This window comes from Streptomyces sp. NBC_01508 (genome assembly GCF_045040315.1).
Taxonomy (GTDB): domain Bacteria; phylum Actinomycetota; class Actinomycetes; order Streptomycetales; family Streptomycetaceae; genus Streptomyces.
Genome location: NZ_CP109419.1, coordinates 4,744,021 through 4,758,970, shown reverse-complemented (window position 1 = coordinate 4,758,970; position 14,950 = coordinate 4,744,021). Strand labels below are relative to the sequence as shown.

At 70.0% G+C, this 14,950-nt stretch carries 17 protein-coding genes and 1 riboswitch; of the genes, 8 read left to right on the top strand and 9 right to left on the bottom strand.

Annotation, left to right across the window (positions count from 1 at the left end):
* The first annotated feature begins 48 nt into the window (after positions 1 to 48).
* Positions 49 to 1,008, top strand: a complete 960-nt coding sequence (gene murQ, locus OG700_RS22200) for an N-acetylmuramic acid 6-phosphate etherase (protein ID WP_405616207.1) — start codon at positions 49 to 51, stop codon at positions 1,006 to 1,008.
* Positions 1,009 to 1,103: 95 nt separating this feature from the next.
* A complete protein-coding gene (locus tag OG700_RS22195) occupies positions 1,104 to 1,715 on the top strand; it encodes a hypothetical protein (protein WP_405616205.1) in 612 nt (203 codons plus the stop codon).
* A gap of 69 nt (positions 1,716 to 1,784) precedes the next feature.
* Here OG700_RS22195 and OG700_RS22190 read toward each other — a convergent pair whose 3' ends face one another.
* The 5 genes from OG700_RS22190 to OG700_RS22170 all read right to left on the bottom strand — a co-directional run bounded on the left by OG700_RS22190 (position 1,785) and on the right by OG700_RS22170 (position 5,862).
* Complete coding sequence (locus OG700_RS22190) at positions 1,785 to 2,390, bottom strand: Uma2 family endonuclease (RefSeq protein WP_405616203.1); 606 nt, start codon at positions 2,388 to 2,390, stop codon at positions 1,785 to 1,787.
* A 144-nt stretch (positions 2,391 to 2,534) separates the two neighbouring features.
* Entirely contained in the window at positions 2,535 to 3,035 is a 501-nt protein-coding gene (locus OG700_RS22185) for an RICIN domain-containing protein (protein ID WP_405616201.1), read from the bottom strand.
* A gap of 141 nt (positions 3,036 to 3,176) precedes the next feature.
* The gene (locus OG700_RS22180; RefSeq protein WP_405616199.1) at positions 3,177 to 3,566 is read right to left on the bottom strand and encodes a RidA family protein; all 390 of its coding nucleotides are present in this window, start codon (positions 3,564 to 3,566) and stop codon (positions 3,177 to 3,179) included.
* 151 nt (positions 3,567 to 3,717) lie between these two features.
* Positions 3,718 to 4,707: a superoxide dismutase gene (locus OG700_RS22175; protein WP_405616197.1), complete on the bottom strand. Its 990-nt coding sequence runs from the start codon at positions 4,705 to 4,707 to the stop codon at positions 3,718 to 3,720.
* 117 nt (positions 4,708 to 4,824) lie between these two features.
* Positions 4,825 to 5,862 carry an NADP-dependent oxidoreductase gene (locus OG700_RS22170; RefSeq protein ID WP_405616195.1) on the bottom strand — a complete coding sequence of 346 codons (1,038 nt, stop codon included), beginning with the start codon at positions 5,860 to 5,862 and terminating at the stop codon, positions 4,825 to 4,827.
* 93 nt (positions 5,863 to 5,955) lie between these two features.
* On the opposite strand from OG700_RS22170, the gene OG700_RS22165 reads away from it, so the two are divergent.
* The 4 genes from OG700_RS22165 to OG700_RS22150 all read left to right on the top strand — a co-directional run bounded on the left by OG700_RS22165 (position 5,956) and on the right by OG700_RS22150 (position 9,243).
* Positions 5,956 to 7,335 carry an erythromycin esterase family protein gene (locus OG700_RS22165; protein WP_405616193.1) on the top strand — a complete coding sequence of 460 codons (1,380 nt, stop codon included), beginning with the start codon at positions 5,956 to 5,958 and terminating at the stop codon, positions 7,333 to 7,335.
* A 369-nt stretch (positions 7,336 to 7,704) separates the two neighbouring features.
* Positions 7,705 to 8,598 carry a hypothetical protein gene (locus OG700_RS22160; protein WP_405616191.1) on the top strand — a complete coding sequence of 298 codons (894 nt, stop codon included), beginning with the start codon at positions 7,705 to 7,707 and terminating at the stop codon, positions 8,596 to 8,598.
* Between the two features lie 55 nt (positions 8,599 to 8,653).
* A complete protein-coding gene (locus tag OG700_RS22155; protein WP_405616188.1) occupies positions 8,654 to 9,001 on the top strand; it encodes a Uma2 family endonuclease in 348 nt (115 codons plus the stop codon).
* A complete protein-coding gene (locus OG700_RS22150) occupies positions 8,998 to 9,243 on the top strand; it encodes a Uma2 family endonuclease (protein ID WP_405616186.1) in 246 nt (81 codons plus the stop codon). The genes OG700_RS22155 and OG700_RS22150 overlap by 4 nt, the downstream gene beginning before the upstream one ends.
* A gap of 84 nt (positions 9,244 to 9,327) precedes the next feature.
* Here OG700_RS22150 and groL read toward each other — a convergent pair whose 3' ends face one another.
* The 4 genes from groL to thrC form a co-directional block, all read right to left on the bottom strand.
* On the bottom strand, positions 9,328 to 10,953 hold the full coding sequence (gene groL / locus OG700_RS22145) for a chaperonin GroEL (RefSeq protein WP_405616184.1): 1,626 nt from the start codon (positions 10,951 to 10,953) through the stop codon (positions 9,328 to 9,330).
* A gap of 410 nt (positions 10,954 to 11,363) precedes the next feature.
* Complete coding sequence (locus OG700_RS22140; protein ID WP_005315736.1) at positions 11,364 to 11,567, bottom strand: cold-shock protein; 204 nt, start codon at positions 11,565 to 11,567, stop codon at positions 11,364 to 11,366.
* 359 nt (positions 11,568 to 11,926) lie between these two features.
* Positions 11,927 to 12,202, bottom strand: coding sequence for a MoaD/ThiS family protein (locus tag OG700_RS22135; protein WP_405616182.1), 276 nt, complete (start codon positions 12,200 to 12,202; stop codon positions 11,927 to 11,929).
* Positions 12,203 to 12,242: 40 nt separating this feature from the next.
* Complete coding sequence (gene thrC / locus OG700_RS22130) at positions 12,243 to 13,541, bottom strand: threonine synthase (RefSeq protein ID WP_405616180.1); 1,299 nt, start codon at positions 13,539 to 13,541, stop codon at positions 12,243 to 12,245.
* Between the two features lie 15 nt (positions 13,542 to 13,556).
* Positions 13,557 to 13,684: riboswitch (SAM riboswitch) on the bottom strand.
* Between the two features lie 117 nt (positions 13,685 to 13,801).
* On the opposite strand from thrC, the gene OG700_RS22125 reads away from it, so the two are divergent.
* Positions 13,802 to 14,743 (top strand): glucosyl-3-phosphoglycerate synthase, encoded by a 942-nt coding sequence (locus OG700_RS22125; protein WP_405616178.1) that lies wholly within the window; start codon positions 13,802 to 13,804, stop codon positions 14,741 to 14,743.
* A 63-nt stretch (positions 14,744 to 14,806) separates the two neighbouring features.
* Positions 14,807 to 14,929: a hypothetical protein gene (locus OG700_RS22120; RefSeq protein WP_405616176.1), complete on the top strand. Its 123-nt coding sequence runs from the start codon at positions 14,807 to 14,809 to the stop codon at positions 14,927 to 14,929.
* Positions 14,930 to 14,950: the final 21 nt, after the last annotated feature.

Here is a 14,950-nt window from a genome sequence, read left to right as displayed (position 1 = left end):
GGGGCTTCCTCAGGATTCCACCAGCTCGCGAGAAAGAGCCGCCTCTCCATGACCTCCAGCACCTCCCCCTCCTCGTACGGCGACCTCCGCGCCCAGCTCGCGACCCTCACCACCGAGGCGTTCCGCCCCGAACTCGCCGAGATCGACCGCCGGTCCACCGAGGACATCGCCCGTGTCATGAACGGCGAGGACCAGACCGTCCCCGCCGCCGTCGCCGCACAGCTCCCCCGTATCGCCGCCGCCATCGACGCCACCGCCGAGCGGATGGCCCGTGGCGGCAGGCTGATCTACTCGGGCGCGGGCACGGCCGGCCGCCTCGGCATTCTGGACGCCAGCGAGTGTCCGCCCACCTTCAACACCGATCCGTCGGAGGTCGTCGGCCTCATCGCGGGCGGCCCCGGCGCGATGATCAAGGCCGTCGAGGGCGCCGAGGACTCCAAGGAACTGGCGGCCACGGACCTGGACGAGCTGAAGGTCGGCCCGAACGACACGGTCGTCGGCATCTCGGCGTCCGGCCGCACGCCGTACGCGATCGGCTCGGTCGAGCACGCCCGCACGCTCGGCGCACTCACCGTCGGCCTCTCCTGCAACGCGGACAGCGCGCTCGCGGCCGCCGCCGAACACGGCCTGGAGATCGTCGTGGGTCCCGAACTGCTCACGGGATCAACCCGGTTGAAGGCCGGTACGGCGCAGAAGCTGGTCCTCAACATGATCTCGACGATCACGATGATCCGGCTGGGCAAGACGTACGGAAACCTGATGGTCGACGTCCGCGCGTCCAACGAGAAGCTGCGGGCCCGTTCCCGCCGCATCGTCGCGCTCGCGACGGGCGCGCCGGACGAGGAGATCGAGACGGCGCTGGCGGCGACCAACGGCGAGGTGAAGAACGCGATCCTCACCATCCTCGGCGCGGTCGACGGCCCCACGGCGGCGGGGCTGCTGGCGAACTCGCACGGTCATCTGCGGGCGGCGCTCCAGGCGTCGAAGGGCGCCGGCCCCACGTCATAGGACGGACGGCGTTGCGGCAGGCGCGGCGTACACTGCGACGCCGCGTCCGCCGCTCCCGCCCTCGCCCTCGCCCTCGCCCCCTAAGGACAACTCCCATGGCCATCGCCCCCTCCGACGACGCCGGCGCCGACGCCGGTACCGCGCCCCGCTCCGGCATATCGCGCGCCGAACTGCGCGGTCGCGCGACCGGCGTCGGCTTCATGGCCTTCTTCGGCCTCGGCTGGACGGCCTGCGGCGTCACGGACCTGCCGATCACGGTGGGCCGGGCGGTGTTCGCGGTCGCCGTACTCGTCTCGATCACCTTCGCGGTCCTCGGCTCCCGCATGAGCCGCGCGGCGGCAACCGCCCCGACGGACGGCGAGCCGACGCCGGCCCAAAAGAAGAAGGTGGGCCTGCGTTTCGGTCTGGTGGTCGTGGCGCAGTGGGTGGCGATCCTCGCGATCGCCCGCGTGCTGGTGGTGATGGACCGCACGGAGGCGATCCCGGCGTTCGTCGCGGTGGTGGTGGGCATCCACTTCTTCCCGCTGGCGCGCCTGTTCGGCGTCCGCGCGTACCACGTCACGGGCGCGGCGATGTGCGTGTCCGCGCCGGCGGCGGCCGTACTGGCTCCGCTGACCTCAACCACCGCCCTGTGGACGGCACTTCCGGGCTTCGGCTCGGCGGTGGCACTGTATGTGACGTGCGTACACCTGCTGCGCGTTCGGTGATCCGGTTTCGCCGCCCCTCCCGATGCCCTTGAGCTTCAGGAGGGACGAGCGATGACGTGAGGCACCAGGTCAGACCGGAAAGGCCGCGGTTTCCACGGTCGTACGGAACGGCTCGGGCAACTCGATCGGCTTGCCGAAGGGCACCTGCTCCGAGTGCTTGTACGTGCCGTCCTCATTGGGCTCGGTGAACAGCGTCACCAGCGGCCCACGTGTGTCGAACCGGTCGATGAGCAGATAGAGCGGCACCAGCGCGCGGGCATAGGCCCGGTACTTCTTCGTCCGGTCGTCCCGCGCGTTGCCCTTCGAGGTGATCTCCACGATCAGCAGGGCCTCTGTGGCGTCCACCGGGTCGTTGCTGTCCGGGTCGACCGCGTCGACCGCGTCGGACGGCATGATCACCAGGTCCGGTACGTACAGCTTGTCGAGCGGCGCGATGTGCACGCCGAGGGTCTGGTAGATCTCCAAGTCTTCGGGCAAATTCCGGTAGAGCGCGCGCTGCACTTTGGCTGCGATGCCGTTGTGGTGCGCGTGCGGCGGCGGTACCAAGACGATCTGCCCTTCGTCGATCTCGGCGCGCCACCCATCGGGCACGTCCAGTTCACGCCATGTCTCCAGCAGGTACTCCCACGGGCGGAACTCAGATGACGGGTCCTTCTCGACCATCGCGGCGGTCATCGCGGGTCCCTTCTCTGTGGCCTGAATACGGCGAGCGCAGATCGACAGATGGACAGCCTCCACCCACCTTCACCCAGCGTCCCACGATCGGGTGACGAACGCAGTGAGCTCGCGCCCCGGCGGCGCCCCGGGGACCGGACCGGCTCAGCTGACGCGCTCGAACCTCCACCACTGGGAGGGCGTACCGTTCTCCCGCTCCACGTGGAGCTGCTCGTCGCCCGCCGAGTTGAGAGTGGCGACGCGGTCCTCGTCGGGAACGCGGATCTTGAAGACCCGGTGCCCCACCCGCTCGATGGAGAACTCGCCGCGGTCGCCCTCGGACGCGACGATCGTGTCTCCCCGAAAGGCCAGGCTCGCTCTCGGGTGAGTGGTCGAGTTGATGGTGTACAGGCCGCCCTCGGTGGACGTCACCTTCCACTGTTCCTTGCGATCCTGCTTGTGCGAGCCGACGACGAAGTAGATCGGGGGCCAGATGGGGATCGTGTACGGCGCGAAGTCCAGATGTCCGGCCTCGGGGTTCTCGCTGACGATCTGGTATGTCCCTTCCGGGACCCGTGACTCGGCTGCCTGTGTGGCACCCGTCGGCACGGCCGCGCTCACCAGTAGGGCGGTGGCACCAGCGATCAGGGCAGTACGACGGCGCATGGGGGCTCCCAATGTCTTGCTTCTGGATGGACGAATCCGAACTGCCCACTTGAATCGCCCACAAGCACAGAAAGGAGATAGTTCACCCGCAGGAGCGTCCAACGGTCGTACGCGCCCGGCTCACGCGCCCGGCCCATACGCTCAGCCGATGGCGTCGATCTCCACCTCGACCAGCCACCGCGGGTCGATGAAGCGGGACACCTCGACGACGGTGCAGGCGGGCCGGATGTCCGCGAAGCGCTCACCGTGCGCGCGGGCGGCCTCCTTCCACCGCGTCACGTCCGTCAGCATGAGACGGGTGCGCACCACGCACTCCAGCCCGACTCCCGCCTCCCTCAACGCGCGTTCGGCGATGTCGAGGCACCGTACGGTCTGCGCGTAGACGTCGCCGGGTCCGACGGTGGAGCCGTCGTCCCCGAGGGGAGCCGTACCGGCGACGGCGACGTACGACCCCATCCGCACGGCCCGCGAGAAACCGATCTCCGGCTCCAGCGGTGACCCCGAGCCGACCACCTGCCGCGTGTCTTCCATACCGCTCCTTCCGATGTCGTGTCCGGCCCATGATGGCGGGTCGGCGGATCATCCGCCGAGGGCTTCCACCGTGCGGTCGAGGTGGAGCACACGCCTGGGAACCCGCACGGTTGCGCCGCCGAGCGGGCCGGACGGAGGAGCCCCCGCTCGCCTAACGCAGCGCTACGGAGACGGCGTTGTACGTCGTCTGCGGTGTCGGAGGCGTCGTGAAGCGGGCGTTGACGAGGTAGAGGCGGTCGCCGAAGCGGGCCGCCGTCGTGGGGACGTCGAAGCGCGGGTCGGTGATGCTCCGGCGCAGCGTCGCGGTCCGGGCACGGGAGTCGAGGTCGAAGACCGTGACGACGTTCAGGCGGTTCTGCACCACGTACAGCGTGTGGCCGACGCGCAGCAGGCCGTCGCCGTTGACGACGCCGACCGCGCCCCGGAGGGTGATGGCCGTGGCGTACCCGGTCCGGGGATCCACCCGGAACAGCGTGCCCGCCGGGCTGTTGACGACGATCAGCGCGCGGCCGTCGGGGGTCGTCTCGATGCCGTTGGCGCTGATGCCGGTGGGCGCCTGCTGCCAGTCGCCGCCGAGCGGGACCTCCCGGAGGTCGCCGCGCCTGCCGCCGCCCCGCGGGACGGTGTAGAGCACGGGGGCGTACGAGTCGGTGAACCAGGCCCGGTCGCCGTACGGGATCACGTCGTTGACGAAACCGTCCGTCGTCGGCCGGTACGTCGCGGTCAGCCGGTTCGTGCGGGTGTCGAGCACCCGGATCGAGCCGGTGATGCCGCCCGAGATGTAGAGCAGCCCGTCGCGGTCGAGCTTCAGGCCGGTGGCGGCGGCGCCGGTCGCGCCCGCCAGGACGGTCCGGCCCTCGCCGGTACGCAGGTCGGCGCGGCGGACGGAGCCGTCCGCGAGGGAGCCCATGTAGGCGTACGGGCCGCCGCCGATGGCGATGCCCTCGGGCCGGAACCCGTCTGGCAGCGGGAAGTCTGCGGGCCAGGTGGGGTGGGCGGGGTGCGTGGGGTGGGTGAGACGTTCGGGCCGGGTGTGTGCCGCGGCCGTACCCGCACCCGCCACCGTGGCGGCGAGCGCGAAGGTGGCCGCGGCGCCGCCGAGCACGGTACGGCGGGAGGGGCCGGGGGGTGTGAGTGACATGGCGTCGAGCCTCCGGGGCTTCGGGGGTGCCTGAGGACAGGGACAACTCCGGTGCGCTGTGCGCACGTAACGCGCCGCGCCCGCCGCCGAGTTCCCGGCCGCCCCCGCCCGCACCCCCTACACCCCGGCTCCCACCCGCACCACGGCCTTGCCGACGTTCCGGCCGCCCAGCATCCCCAGGAACGCCGTCACGATCCCGTCGAAGCCCTCGGTGACCGTCTGCTGGTCCACGACCCGCCCGGCCAGCAGATGCGGAATCAGGAAATCTTCCAACTCCCCCTGCACATCACGGTAGTTGCGGACCAGGAAGCCCTCCAGACGCAGGTTCTTCTCGACCAGGTCGTAGAGATTGCGCGGGGCCGCCGGGGGCTCGTGGCCGTCGTACTGGGAGATCGCCCCGCACCACGCGATCCGTCCGTGCTCGCGCAGCACGTCGATCGCCGCCGCCAGGTGTTCGCCGCCGACGTTGTCGACGCAGACGTCGACGCCGTCGGGCGCGGCCACCGCGAGCAGTTCGGCCATCGAACCGGAGCGGTAGTTGAACGCGGCGTCGAAGCCGAGCCGTTCCGTCAGCAACCGCGCCTTGTCGTCCGTCCCCGTACTGCCGACCACCCGCTTCGCGCCCAGCAGCCGGGCCAGTTGACCGGCCGCGCTGCCCACGCCGCCCGCCGCCGAGGTGATGAAGACGTCCTCGCCGGGCTGGAGCCGGGCGATCCGCGTCAGCGCCACGTACGCGGTCAGACCGGTCCCGCCGAGGACCCCGAGATAGGCCGCGGGATCGAGACCGGGCCGCTGCGGCAGTACGCGCGCCTCGTCCGCCGTGACCAGCGCGTGCGTCCGCCAGCTCTGCCGGTGGAACACGAGGTCGCCCTCCGCCAGGCCAGGGGCGCGCGAGGCGACGACCCGGCCGACGACGCGGCCCTCCAGCGGGGAGTTGAGGTCCCAGACGGCATCCATGTTCTCCCGCATGTACGGGTCGATGGAGAGCAACTTGTTCTCCACCAGGGCGGTTCCGGGCGCGGGGTCGGGGACCGGCTCCTGGACGAAGGCGAAGTCGGCGGCGGTGGGAGCGCCGTGCGGTCTGCGTACTTGATGGACGAGGGTGGCGTGAGTGGCGAAGGTGTCGTGAGTGGCGTGAGTGACGAGGCGAGGCATACGAGGCTCCCGTGGTGCGGACGAGACAAAGGGAGCAGCCTACAGACGCGCTCCCGCGCACCCCGTCACACGGCCCAGGTAGCCTCGGCGGACATGTCGGCGGCAGCAGATCGGAAGACCATGGCCAACGAGGCGACCGGCGGGGCGACCGGCCAAGCAGCCGATGGAGCGACCGGCGAGGCGACCGGCGAGGTGACGGCGTGGCTGGCACAGAACGCCGTACCTCTGAGCGGCGGCCTGACCGCCGGCGCGCCCACCGCCGACCTCCGGCCCCTGCGGGAAGTCCTCGACGGCGTACGGATCGTGGGCCTGGGCGAGTCCACCCACGGCACCCGTGAGTTCTTCCAGCTCAAGCACCGCCTGCTGGAGTACCTGGTGACCGAACTGGGCTTCACCGTCCTGGCCATGGAGGCGAGCGCGTCCGCCGGTCCGGCCGTCGACGCGTACGTACGCGACGGTGTCGGCGACCCCGCGCAGGTGCTGACCGGGCTGGGGTTCTGGACCTGGCGGACCGAAGAGGTCCTGGACATGATCGAGTGGATGCGCGCGTACAACGACGGGCGGCCGGAGGCCGAGAAGGTCCGTTTCGCCGGCATCGACCCGCAGCGGTCCGGGGACTCGCTCGCGGTGCTCGAAGCGTTCCTCACCAGCGTGGCGCCGGAGAGGCTGCCGGCTCTGCACTCCGCGCTCGGCGTGCTCACCACGGCGTATCCGGGCTCGCGCCCCGACCCGCGACAGAAGCTGATGCGCGAGGCGGAGAAGCTCCTGGAGTTCGTACGCGGCTACGACGAACCCGGCACCGCCACCGCCGCGGCCGTGGCGGTGCGGCACGCCCGGATCCTGGTCCGGGCCGCCGATCTGGTGACGCGCAGCGGGCACCACCCGGACCCGGAGCGGACGGTCCAGGCGGCGCGCGACCGGTACATGGCCGAGGCGGTCGGGGAGATCCTGGACGACCCGGCGGCCAAGGTGGTGCTCTGGGGCCACAACGGCCATGTCGCGAAGGGCCGTACGTCCGGCGCCGTCCCGCCGCTGGGCCTGCATCTGCGCGAGCGGTACGGCGACGCGTACTACGCCCTCGGGCTCCTCTTCGGCAAGGGCTCCTTCCGCGCCCACCGCATCTGGCCAGGCCCCTGGAGCGGCGTCGGCGGACTGACGGGCCGCGCCGCCGAGGGCAACCCCATCGGCGCCGCCCCCGAGACCTTCGTGGAGGCCCAACTCGCCGCCGCCACACCGCGGGACCACCTGCTGGACCTGCGCCCCGCCGGCGCCGAGGACGCGCCGCGGGCCGTACGGGAGTGGGTCGGCGCCACGCACGACACGCGGACCTTCGGCGCGCTGGTGACGCGCTGGTTCTACCGTCGCAACTTCACACCGGTCCGGCTGTCCGCCGAGTACGACGGCCTGGCGTACGTCGCACTCTCCACGGACTCGCGCCCGATCCCGCCGTACCGGCACCCCGTGAAGCCGTGAAGAACCGCAGAACGGATGCCACCCACCACGCCCGCCGAAGGTCATCACGGACGCCGAGGGCAACGCCCACACCTACCGGAGCGGCCTGCGCGCGGCCACACGAAGCGCCCCGAGGCTCAAGTCCCGCGCTCCGAGTCCTCTTTTCAACAAGGAACGGGAGGAGGTCCTCCCCACCTACCCACCGGGCGGCTCGCCACGGCCTCAACTGAGCCGCATACCAGGGAGGATGACTTTTCGTGATCGGCTTGCCACGCGACGTGTCGACGGTCTAGCGTCTCCGGATAACGAACACGTAGGACGGCCCCCGCCAGGTGCTACCAACACCTGCGAGGGCCTCGCCCACAGATCGAAAACCGAGAAAGCGATCCGATGGCTGAGCCACAGCTTAGTGCTGCCGCGCGCACCGCGCACATGACACCGCCCACCAATCACCCGTCGGCGAACCCCGGCTACGGCAAGCGTTCGACACCCGGCCAACAGCCCGCCGCTGTCGGCGACTTCGCGCATCTGCCGGACCGTGAGGCGGCGATCGCGCTCTACCTCGACCGGCTGCCGGACGGCGCCGACATCTCCGTCAAGACGCTGGCGACGATCCTCCCCTACGGCCAGTGCGCGCTGCGCACCGCGCTCCAGTGCCTGCGCCGCACAGGCCACATGCGGATCGGCCGCGAGCATCTGCGGGGCTCCGGCAGCGCGCGGTGGGTGACGCGTACGTGGTTCTCCCGTACGCCGCGCGACGACGCGTGGTGGGCGGCCTTCGTGTCGGGCGACGTACCGTCGTTATCGGCGGCACCCGCCCCTGGCCCGACGCGCTCACGCGCGTACATCCTGCTGGCGGCCCTGAGACGCACCGCGCCCACGCTGGCGCTCTCCGCGATCGACTGCGCGGCACTGGAGCCGCTGGCGGCGGAGTGGTTCACGCGCGAAGCGACGGAACGGGACGTGCTGCACGCCCTGACGTCGGGCCTGCCACCCGTGGTCCACAGCCCGGCAGCCTTCACCCGGGCCCGCCTGACCTCCAAGCTCCCGCCGGAACCGGTCCGGCTCCCCAAACCGGCACTCCGCGTCCTCGAATGCGCGAAGTGCGGCGCCCCGGCCCGCCCGGAAGCGCTCGCCTCCGGCGAATGCGCCGCCTGCCGTGGTGAACCCGTCCCGGTACGCCCGGCGAACGGTCCCGCCCCACTGCCCCCGCAGAGAGTCCGCGCCTTGGCAGCAGAGGCCCGCGCGGCGACATCCCGTCCACCGGAGAGGACTCACGTATGACCATTCAGCCCACCCGTGCCAGAGCAGGGCACGATGGAGGGGAGGAGGCGACGCCATGACCCCCAGCACCGCTGACCACTCCCAGATGTCCGTCGAGGAGTTCGAGCAGGTCGCTCACCGCACCCCCGAGACGGTGAAGCTCGAATTCATCAATGGAAAGTTGGAGGTCAAGCCCGTGCCGGACGGCGATCACGGAACCATCATCGTGTGGCTGATGCGGCAGTGCATGCGGCAACTCCCCGAGCTGGATGTGTACGGGGAGCAAGGACTCAAGATCGAGTCCTACCGTCAGGGGCGTGCACGTCCTGATGCCGTCCTGGTGCCGTCCTGGTGCCAAGACGGTACTTCGCAGGCAAGGGAGAGTGGTCCGACCCCGACGGCGTCCTCATGGTCGCCGAGGTGACCTCCCACGACGGCGACACCGACAGCCGCGACCGCGGAGAAAAGCGCGACGGCTACGCGGCGGCCCGCATCCCCGTCTACCTCCGCGTCGACCGCGACGCGGACGAACTCGTCGTCTACACCGACCCGCGCAACGGCGCTTACAAGGCCCGCACCACCCACCCCTACGGCGCCGCCGTGACGCTCCCCGATCCCGTAGCGATCACCCTCGACACCGAAGAGCTCAAGAACTACGCGGGCTGAACGCCCGAGGGCGGCACCCCCTCTCGGGAGTACCGCCCTCGGTTCGTCAATCCGTGCGGGACAGCCGATCAACCAGAAGGTCGATCAGAAGTCCATGTCACCGCCCGGCATGCCGCCCGGAGCGCCGGCGGCGCCGGCCTTCTCCGGCTTGTCGGCGATGACGGCCTCGGTGGTGAGGAACAGCGCCGCGATGGACGCCGCGTTCTGCAGCGCGGAACGCGTGACCTTCGCGGGGTCGAGAATGCCCTCGGCGATCATGTCCACGTACTCGCCGGTCGCGGCGTTCAGGCCGTGACCGATCGGCAGGTTGCGGACCTTCTCGACGATGACGCCACCCTCAAGACCCGCGTTGACCGCGATCTGCTTGAGCGGGGCCTCCAGCGCGAGCTTGACGGCAGCCGCGCCCGTCGCCTCGTCGCCTTCCAGCTCCAGCTTCTCGAACACCGAGGAAGCCTGGAGCAGAGCCACGCCACCACCGGCGACGATGCCCTCCTCGACGGCGGCCTTGGCGTTGCGCACCGCGTCCTCGATGCGGTGCTTGCGCTCCTTGAGCTCGACCTCGGTCGCGGCGCCGGCCTTGATGACGGCCACGCCGCCGGCCAGCTTCGCGAGGCGCTCCTGGAGCTTCTCGCGGTCGTAGTCCGAGTCCGAGTTCTCGATCTCGGCGCGGATCTGGCTCACGCGACCGGCGACCTGCTCGCTGTCACCGGCACCGTCGACGATGGTGGTCTCGTCCTTGGTGATGACGACCTTGCGGGCGCGGCCCAGCAGGTCGAGACCGGCGTTCTCCAGCTTGAGGCCGACCTCCTCGGAGATGACCGTGCCGCCCGTGAGGATGGCGATGTCGTTCAGCATCGCCTTGCGGCGGTCACCGAAGCCCGGGGCCTTGACGGCGACGGACTTGAAGGTGCCCTTGATCTTGTTGACGACGAGGGTGGAAAGCGCCTCGCCCTCGACGTCCTCGGCGATGATCAGCAGCGGCTTGCCCGACTGGATGACCTTCTCCAGGAGCGGCAGAACGTCCTTGACGCTGCCGATCTTGGAGTTGACGATCAGGATGTACGGGTCGTCGAGCGACGCCTCCATACGCTCCATGTCGGTGGCGAAGTACGCCGAGATGTAGCCCTTGTCGAAGCGCATGCCCTCGGTGAGCTCAAGCTCAAGACCGAAGGTCTGCGACTCCTCGACGGTGATGACGCCTTCCTTGCCGACCTTGTCCATCGCCTCGGCGATCAGCTCGCCGATCTGGATGTCGCCGGCGGAGATGGAGGCCGTCGAAGCGATCTGCTCCTTGGTCTCCACGTCCTTGGCCTGCTCAAGAAGCGCACCGGAGACGGCCTCGATGGCCTTCTCGATACCGCGCTTGAGGGCCATCGGGTTGGCGCCGGCGGCCACGTTGCGCAGGCCCTCGCGGACCAGGGCCTGGGCCAGGACGGTCGCGGTGGTCGTACCGTCACCGGCGACGTCGTCCGTCTTCTTGGCGACTTCCTTGACCAGCTCGGCGCCGATCTTCTCGTACGGGTCCTCGAGCTCGATCTCCTTGGCGATGGAGACACCATCGTTGGTGATCGTGGGGGCGCCCCACTTCTTCTCAAGGACGACGTTTCGGCCCTTGGGGCCAAGGGTGACCTTGACGGCGTCGGCGAGCTGGTTCATCCCGCGCTCGAGACCGCGCCGTGCCTCCTCGTCGAACGCGATGATCTTGGCCATGTGAAGTGGTCCTCCCGGACAGGGGGTCTCCCCAGGGCCTCCAGGCCCAAGGGGGCGGGTGGATCGGACCGTGTCGGCGCCCGCGACGGACGGCCTGAGAGCCGTGCGGTTCCTTGCCCCACCGGCTCTTCGGGCCTCGCTGACCCGGTCCATAAGTTGTCACTCTCACCTGCAGAGTGCTAACGCCAATGATTAGCACTCGACCCCCGAGAGTGCAAGCGGTTCCGGAGCGGCGGCAGACCCGCGCGGGGCGTGCGCGCGGCCCGCGCACGCCCCGCGCGCACGAACGCACGTGGGGCCCGTATCCCCTGCCGGGACACGAGCCCCACGTGTGTGAGTGCCTGCGAGTACGTGCGTGAATGCGTGCCTGAGTGCCTGTGTGAGTGCGTCGTTGGCCGATCGCGCCGGGATCAGACGGCGAGCTTGACCATGTCCGCCTGCGGACCCTTCTGGCCCTGCGAGATCTCGAACTCAACTCGCTGACCTTCTTCAAGGGTGCGGTAGCCGTCCATCTGGATCGCGCTGTAGTGGACGAAAACATCCGCACCACCGTCGACCGCGATGAAGCCGTAGCCCTTCTCCGCGTTGAACCACTTGACGGTGCCCTGAGCCATGCCCAACTCCCCTATTACTGGCCCCTGCGCGGGACCGCACTTCGCGCCGGAACGCGTCGACCGCGGCTGAATGTATCTGCCCAACTGCCCTCTGCAACAGGTCAATCGGACGAGAATTATGGGCATGGCGGAACACGCAAAGGGGTGAATTGCCGGGCTACCAGGGCAAGTCGGGCCGGGCAAAGCGCAAGGAACCGCGCAAACAGCGTCGGCACTTCGACCGCATCTTGTCGCGAACTCATATGCTCGGGGCACGGGCGACAGCCGGGGCTACCCCAACTGTACCGCGTTCAATCTCATGGAATTACCCCCTCCGCTTCTCTCGCGGAGGGGGTAACACCGTTCACCGTGCGTGCTGTTCAGCCGCCGGCGACGGCCGGGATGATCGAGATGCCGGCGCCGTCCGGGGTCGCGGTCTCCAGGCCCTGCTCGAAGCGGACGTCGTCGTCGTTCACGTACACGTTGACGAAGCGCCGGAGCTTGCCCTGGTCGTCCAGGACGCGGGCGGCGATGCCCGGGTGGTTCGTCTCCAGGGACTCGATGACCTGGGAGAGGGTCACCCCGTCGGCCGGAACCTCGGCCTTCCCACCGGTGTATGTACGGAGGATGGTGGGGATACGGACGTTCACGCTCATCGGATTCTGCCTTCCGGGAAGTAGCGGGTCGGTGAGATGCTCAACGCGCCAGACCCGCCGCGCGGAACGCGTCGAGACTCGGCGGGATCGTCGCGGTCGCCTGCGACGTCGCGGCCACGGCGTCCAGCGTCTTGAGCCCGTCACCGGTGTTCAGTACGACCGTCGTGAGCGCCGGGTCGAGCAGCCCCGCCTCGATGAGCTTGCGCGTCACGCCCACGGTCACCCCGCCCGCCGTCTCGGCGAAGATGCCCTCGGTCCGGGCGAGCAGCTTGATCGCGTCGACGACCTGCTCGTCGTTCACGTCCTCGACGGCGCCGCCCGTGCGGCGGGCGATGTCCAGGACGTACGGGCCGTCGGCCGGGTTGCCGATCGCCAGCGACTTGGCGATCGTGTTCGGCTTCTGCGGCCGTACGACGTCGTGGCCGGCCTTGAAGGCGACGGACACCGGCGAGCACCCCTCGGCCTGCGCGCCGAAGATCTTGTACGGCTTCTCCTCGACGAGGCCGAGCGCGATCAGCTCCTTCAGCCCCTTGTCGATCTTCGTCAGCTGCGAGCCGGACGCGACCGGGATGACGAGCTGGTCGGGCAGTTGCCAGCCGAGCTGCTCGCAGATCTCGTACGCGAGGGTCTTGGAGCCCTCGCCGTAGTACGGGCGGAGGTTGACGTTGACGAAGCCCCAGCCCTCGCCCAGCGGGTCGCCGATCAGCTCCGAGCAGAAGCGGTTGACGTCGTCGTAATTGCCCTCGATGCCGACGAGTTCGCCGCCGTAGATCGCGGCCATGACGACCTTGCCCTGCTCCAGGTCGTGCGGGATGAACACGCAGGAGCGGAAGCCGGCGCGGGCCGCGGCGGCGCCGACGGCGCCCGCGAGGTTGCCGGTGGAGGAGCAGGAGAGCGTGGTGAAGCCGAAGGCGCGGGCCGCCTCGACGGCGATGGCGACGACGCGGTCCTTGAAGGAGTGCGTCGGGTTGCCGGAGTCGTCCTTCACGTACAGGCCGCCGGTGACGCCCAGCTCGCGGGCGAGGTTGTCGGCCTTGACGAGCTTGGTGAAGCCGGGGTTGATGTTCGGCTTCGACGCCACGTCGGCGGGGACGGGCAGCAGCGGGGCGTAGCGCCAGATGTTGTCGGGACCGGCGGCGATGCGCCTCTTCAGCTCTTCGGGGCTGTCGGTCGGCAGGTCGTAGGCCACTTCGAGCGGGCCGAAACAGCTCTGACAGGCGAAGATCGGGCCGAGTTCGAAACGTTCCCCGCATTCGCGGCACGAGAGTGCGGCGGCGGGTCCGAGGTCCACGGGGGCGTCAGTGGCGTCGGAGTTGTGGTGAACAGTCTGCACAGCCATGAAGGCGAGGCCCTTTCCTCATCTTCCTCGCGACGCGTCTCGCCGCAAGACGGAATTGGCACCTTCCCCACCATGACCTCGCGGTCGGCGGGAGGGTTGCCGGGGCTTCAACGGGCCGTTCCCTCTGCCCCTCTGGATGAGCGGTATTCGATTGTCAGCCTGACGACCCCCGACATGCGACGGTCGTCCGCGTTGTTCAAGACTGTAACCGAACCCCTGGACGGTTGAGGCCTTCGTCCGATCCGCGAGATGGAGATCACGTGCTGGAAGAGGTGGAGCGCTGGCTGGCCCGGCGGTCCTGGTCGGCGGCCGACCGGCCGGTCGGCCCGCTGGCCGCGGCGAAGCAGGGTGCGCAGGTCAGCGTGGTGCTCCCAGCCCTGAACGAGGCGGCGACGGTCGGCCGGATCGTGTCGGTGATCCGGCGCGAGCTGATGGCGGGCCCGGTGCCGCTCGTCGACGAGCTGGTGGTGATCGACTCGGGCTCGACCGACCGTACGGGGGAGGTCGCGGCGGCGGCCGGGGCGCGGGTGGTGCACCGGGACGACATCCTGCCGAGGCTGCCGGCCGTGCCGGGCAAGGGCGAGGTGCTGTGGCGTTCGCTGCTGGTGACGAGCGGCGACATCGTCTGTTTCGTGGACGCGGATCTGAAGGACTTCTCGGCGGATTTCGTGTCGGGGATCGTGGGGCCGCTGCTCACCGAGCCGGACGTGATGTTCGTGAAGGCGATGTACGACCGTCCGCTCGGGGCCGAGCCGGGGCAGGGCGGCCGGGTGACGGAGCTGGTGGCGCGTCCGCTGCTGAATCTGCACTGGCCGCTGCTGGCGGGGTTCGTGCAGCCGCTGGGCGGCGAGTACGCGGTACGGCGCTCGTTGTTGGAGCGGCTGCCGTTCCCGGTGGGGTACGGGGTGGAGCTGGGGTTGCTGGTGGACGCGCTGCACACGGTGGGCCTGGACGCGCTGGGCCAGGTCGACGTCGGGGTGCGCAGGCACCGGCACCAGGACGGGCAGGCGCTGGGGCGGATGGCGGCGGCGATCTACCGGACGGCGCAACTGCGGCTGTCGCGGGGGCATCTGGTGCGGCCGGTGCTGACGCAGTTCGAGCGGGGCGAGGGCGGCTTCGAGCCGCGTACGCACGCGGTGGACACGGAGGAGCGACCGCCGATGCGGGAGATCGCGGAGTACGAGGCTCGGCGGGCGGCCTGATCCCGGCCCGGGAGCCGCGTGGCACAACCGGCCCATTCATACGATTTGTCTATATTGCCTGGCATGACGATGAACGCGGTGACCCTGACCACGGAACAGCTCTGGCTGCTGGGCGGCATGGCCCTCGCCCTCGTCGGCGCCGGGGTGGTCGCGCTGGCGGCGGCCCGCGGCCGGGGCCGTGGCTGATCCGCGCCAGGCCTGATCCGT

Excerpts from the sequence above, each read along its gene's own strand:
- murQ (WP_405616207.1), top strand. The coding sequence starts at position 49 with ATGACCTCCAGCACCTCCCCCTCCTCGTACGGCGACCTCCGCGCCCAG.
- OG700_RS22195 (WP_405616205.1), top strand. The coding sequence starts at position 1,104 with ATGGCCATCGCCCCCTCCGACGACGCCGGCGCCGACGCCGGTACCGCG.
- OG700_RS22190 (WP_405616203.1), bottom strand. The coding sequence starts at position 2,390 with ATGACCGCCGCGATGGTCGAGAAGGACCCGTCATCTGAGTTCCGCCCG.
- OG700_RS22185 (WP_405616201.1), bottom strand. The coding sequence starts at position 3,035 with ATGCGCCGTCGTACTGCCCTGATCGCTGGTGCCACCGCCCTACTGGTG.
- OG700_RS22180 (WP_405616199.1), bottom strand. The coding sequence starts at position 3,566 with ATGGAAGACACGCGGCAGGTGGTCGGCTCGGGGTCACCGCTGGAGCCG.
- OG700_RS22175 (WP_405616197.1), bottom strand. The coding sequence starts at position 4,707 with ATGTCACTCACACCCCCCGGCCCCTCCCGCCGTACCGTGCTCGGCGGC.
- OG700_RS22170 (WP_405616195.1), bottom strand. The coding sequence starts at position 5,862 with ATGCCTCGCCTCGTCACTCACGCCACTCACGACACCTTCGCCACTCAC.
- OG700_RS22165 (WP_405616193.1), top strand. The coding sequence starts at position 5,956 with ATGTCGGCGGCAGCAGATCGGAAGACCATGGCCAACGAGGCGACCGGC.
- OG700_RS22160 (WP_405616191.1), top strand. The coding sequence starts at position 7,705 with ATGGCTGAGCCACAGCTTAGTGCTGCCGCGCGCACCGCGCACATGACA.
- OG700_RS22155 (WP_405616188.1), top strand. The coding sequence starts at position 8,654 with ATGACCCCCAGCACCGCTGACCACTCCCAGATGTCCGTCGAGGAGTTC.
- groL (WP_405616184.1), bottom strand. The coding sequence starts at position 10,953 with ATGGCCAAGATCATCGCGTTCGACGAGGAGGCACGGCGCGGTCTCGAG.
- OG700_RS22140 (WP_005315736.1), bottom strand. The coding sequence starts at position 11,567 with ATGGCTCAGGGCACCGTCAAGTGGTTCAACGCGGAGAAGGGCTACGGC.
- OG700_RS22135 (WP_405616182.1), bottom strand. The coding sequence starts at position 12,202 with ATGAGCGTGAACGTCCGTATCCCCACCATCCTCCGTACATACACCGGT.
- thrC (WP_405616180.1), bottom strand. The coding sequence starts at position 13,541 with ATGGCTGTGCAGACTGTTCACCACAACTCCGACGCCACTGACGCCCCC.
- OG700_RS22120 (WP_405616176.1), top strand. The coding sequence starts at position 14,807 with ATGACGATGAACGCGGTGACCCTGACCACGGAACAGCTCTGGCTGCTG.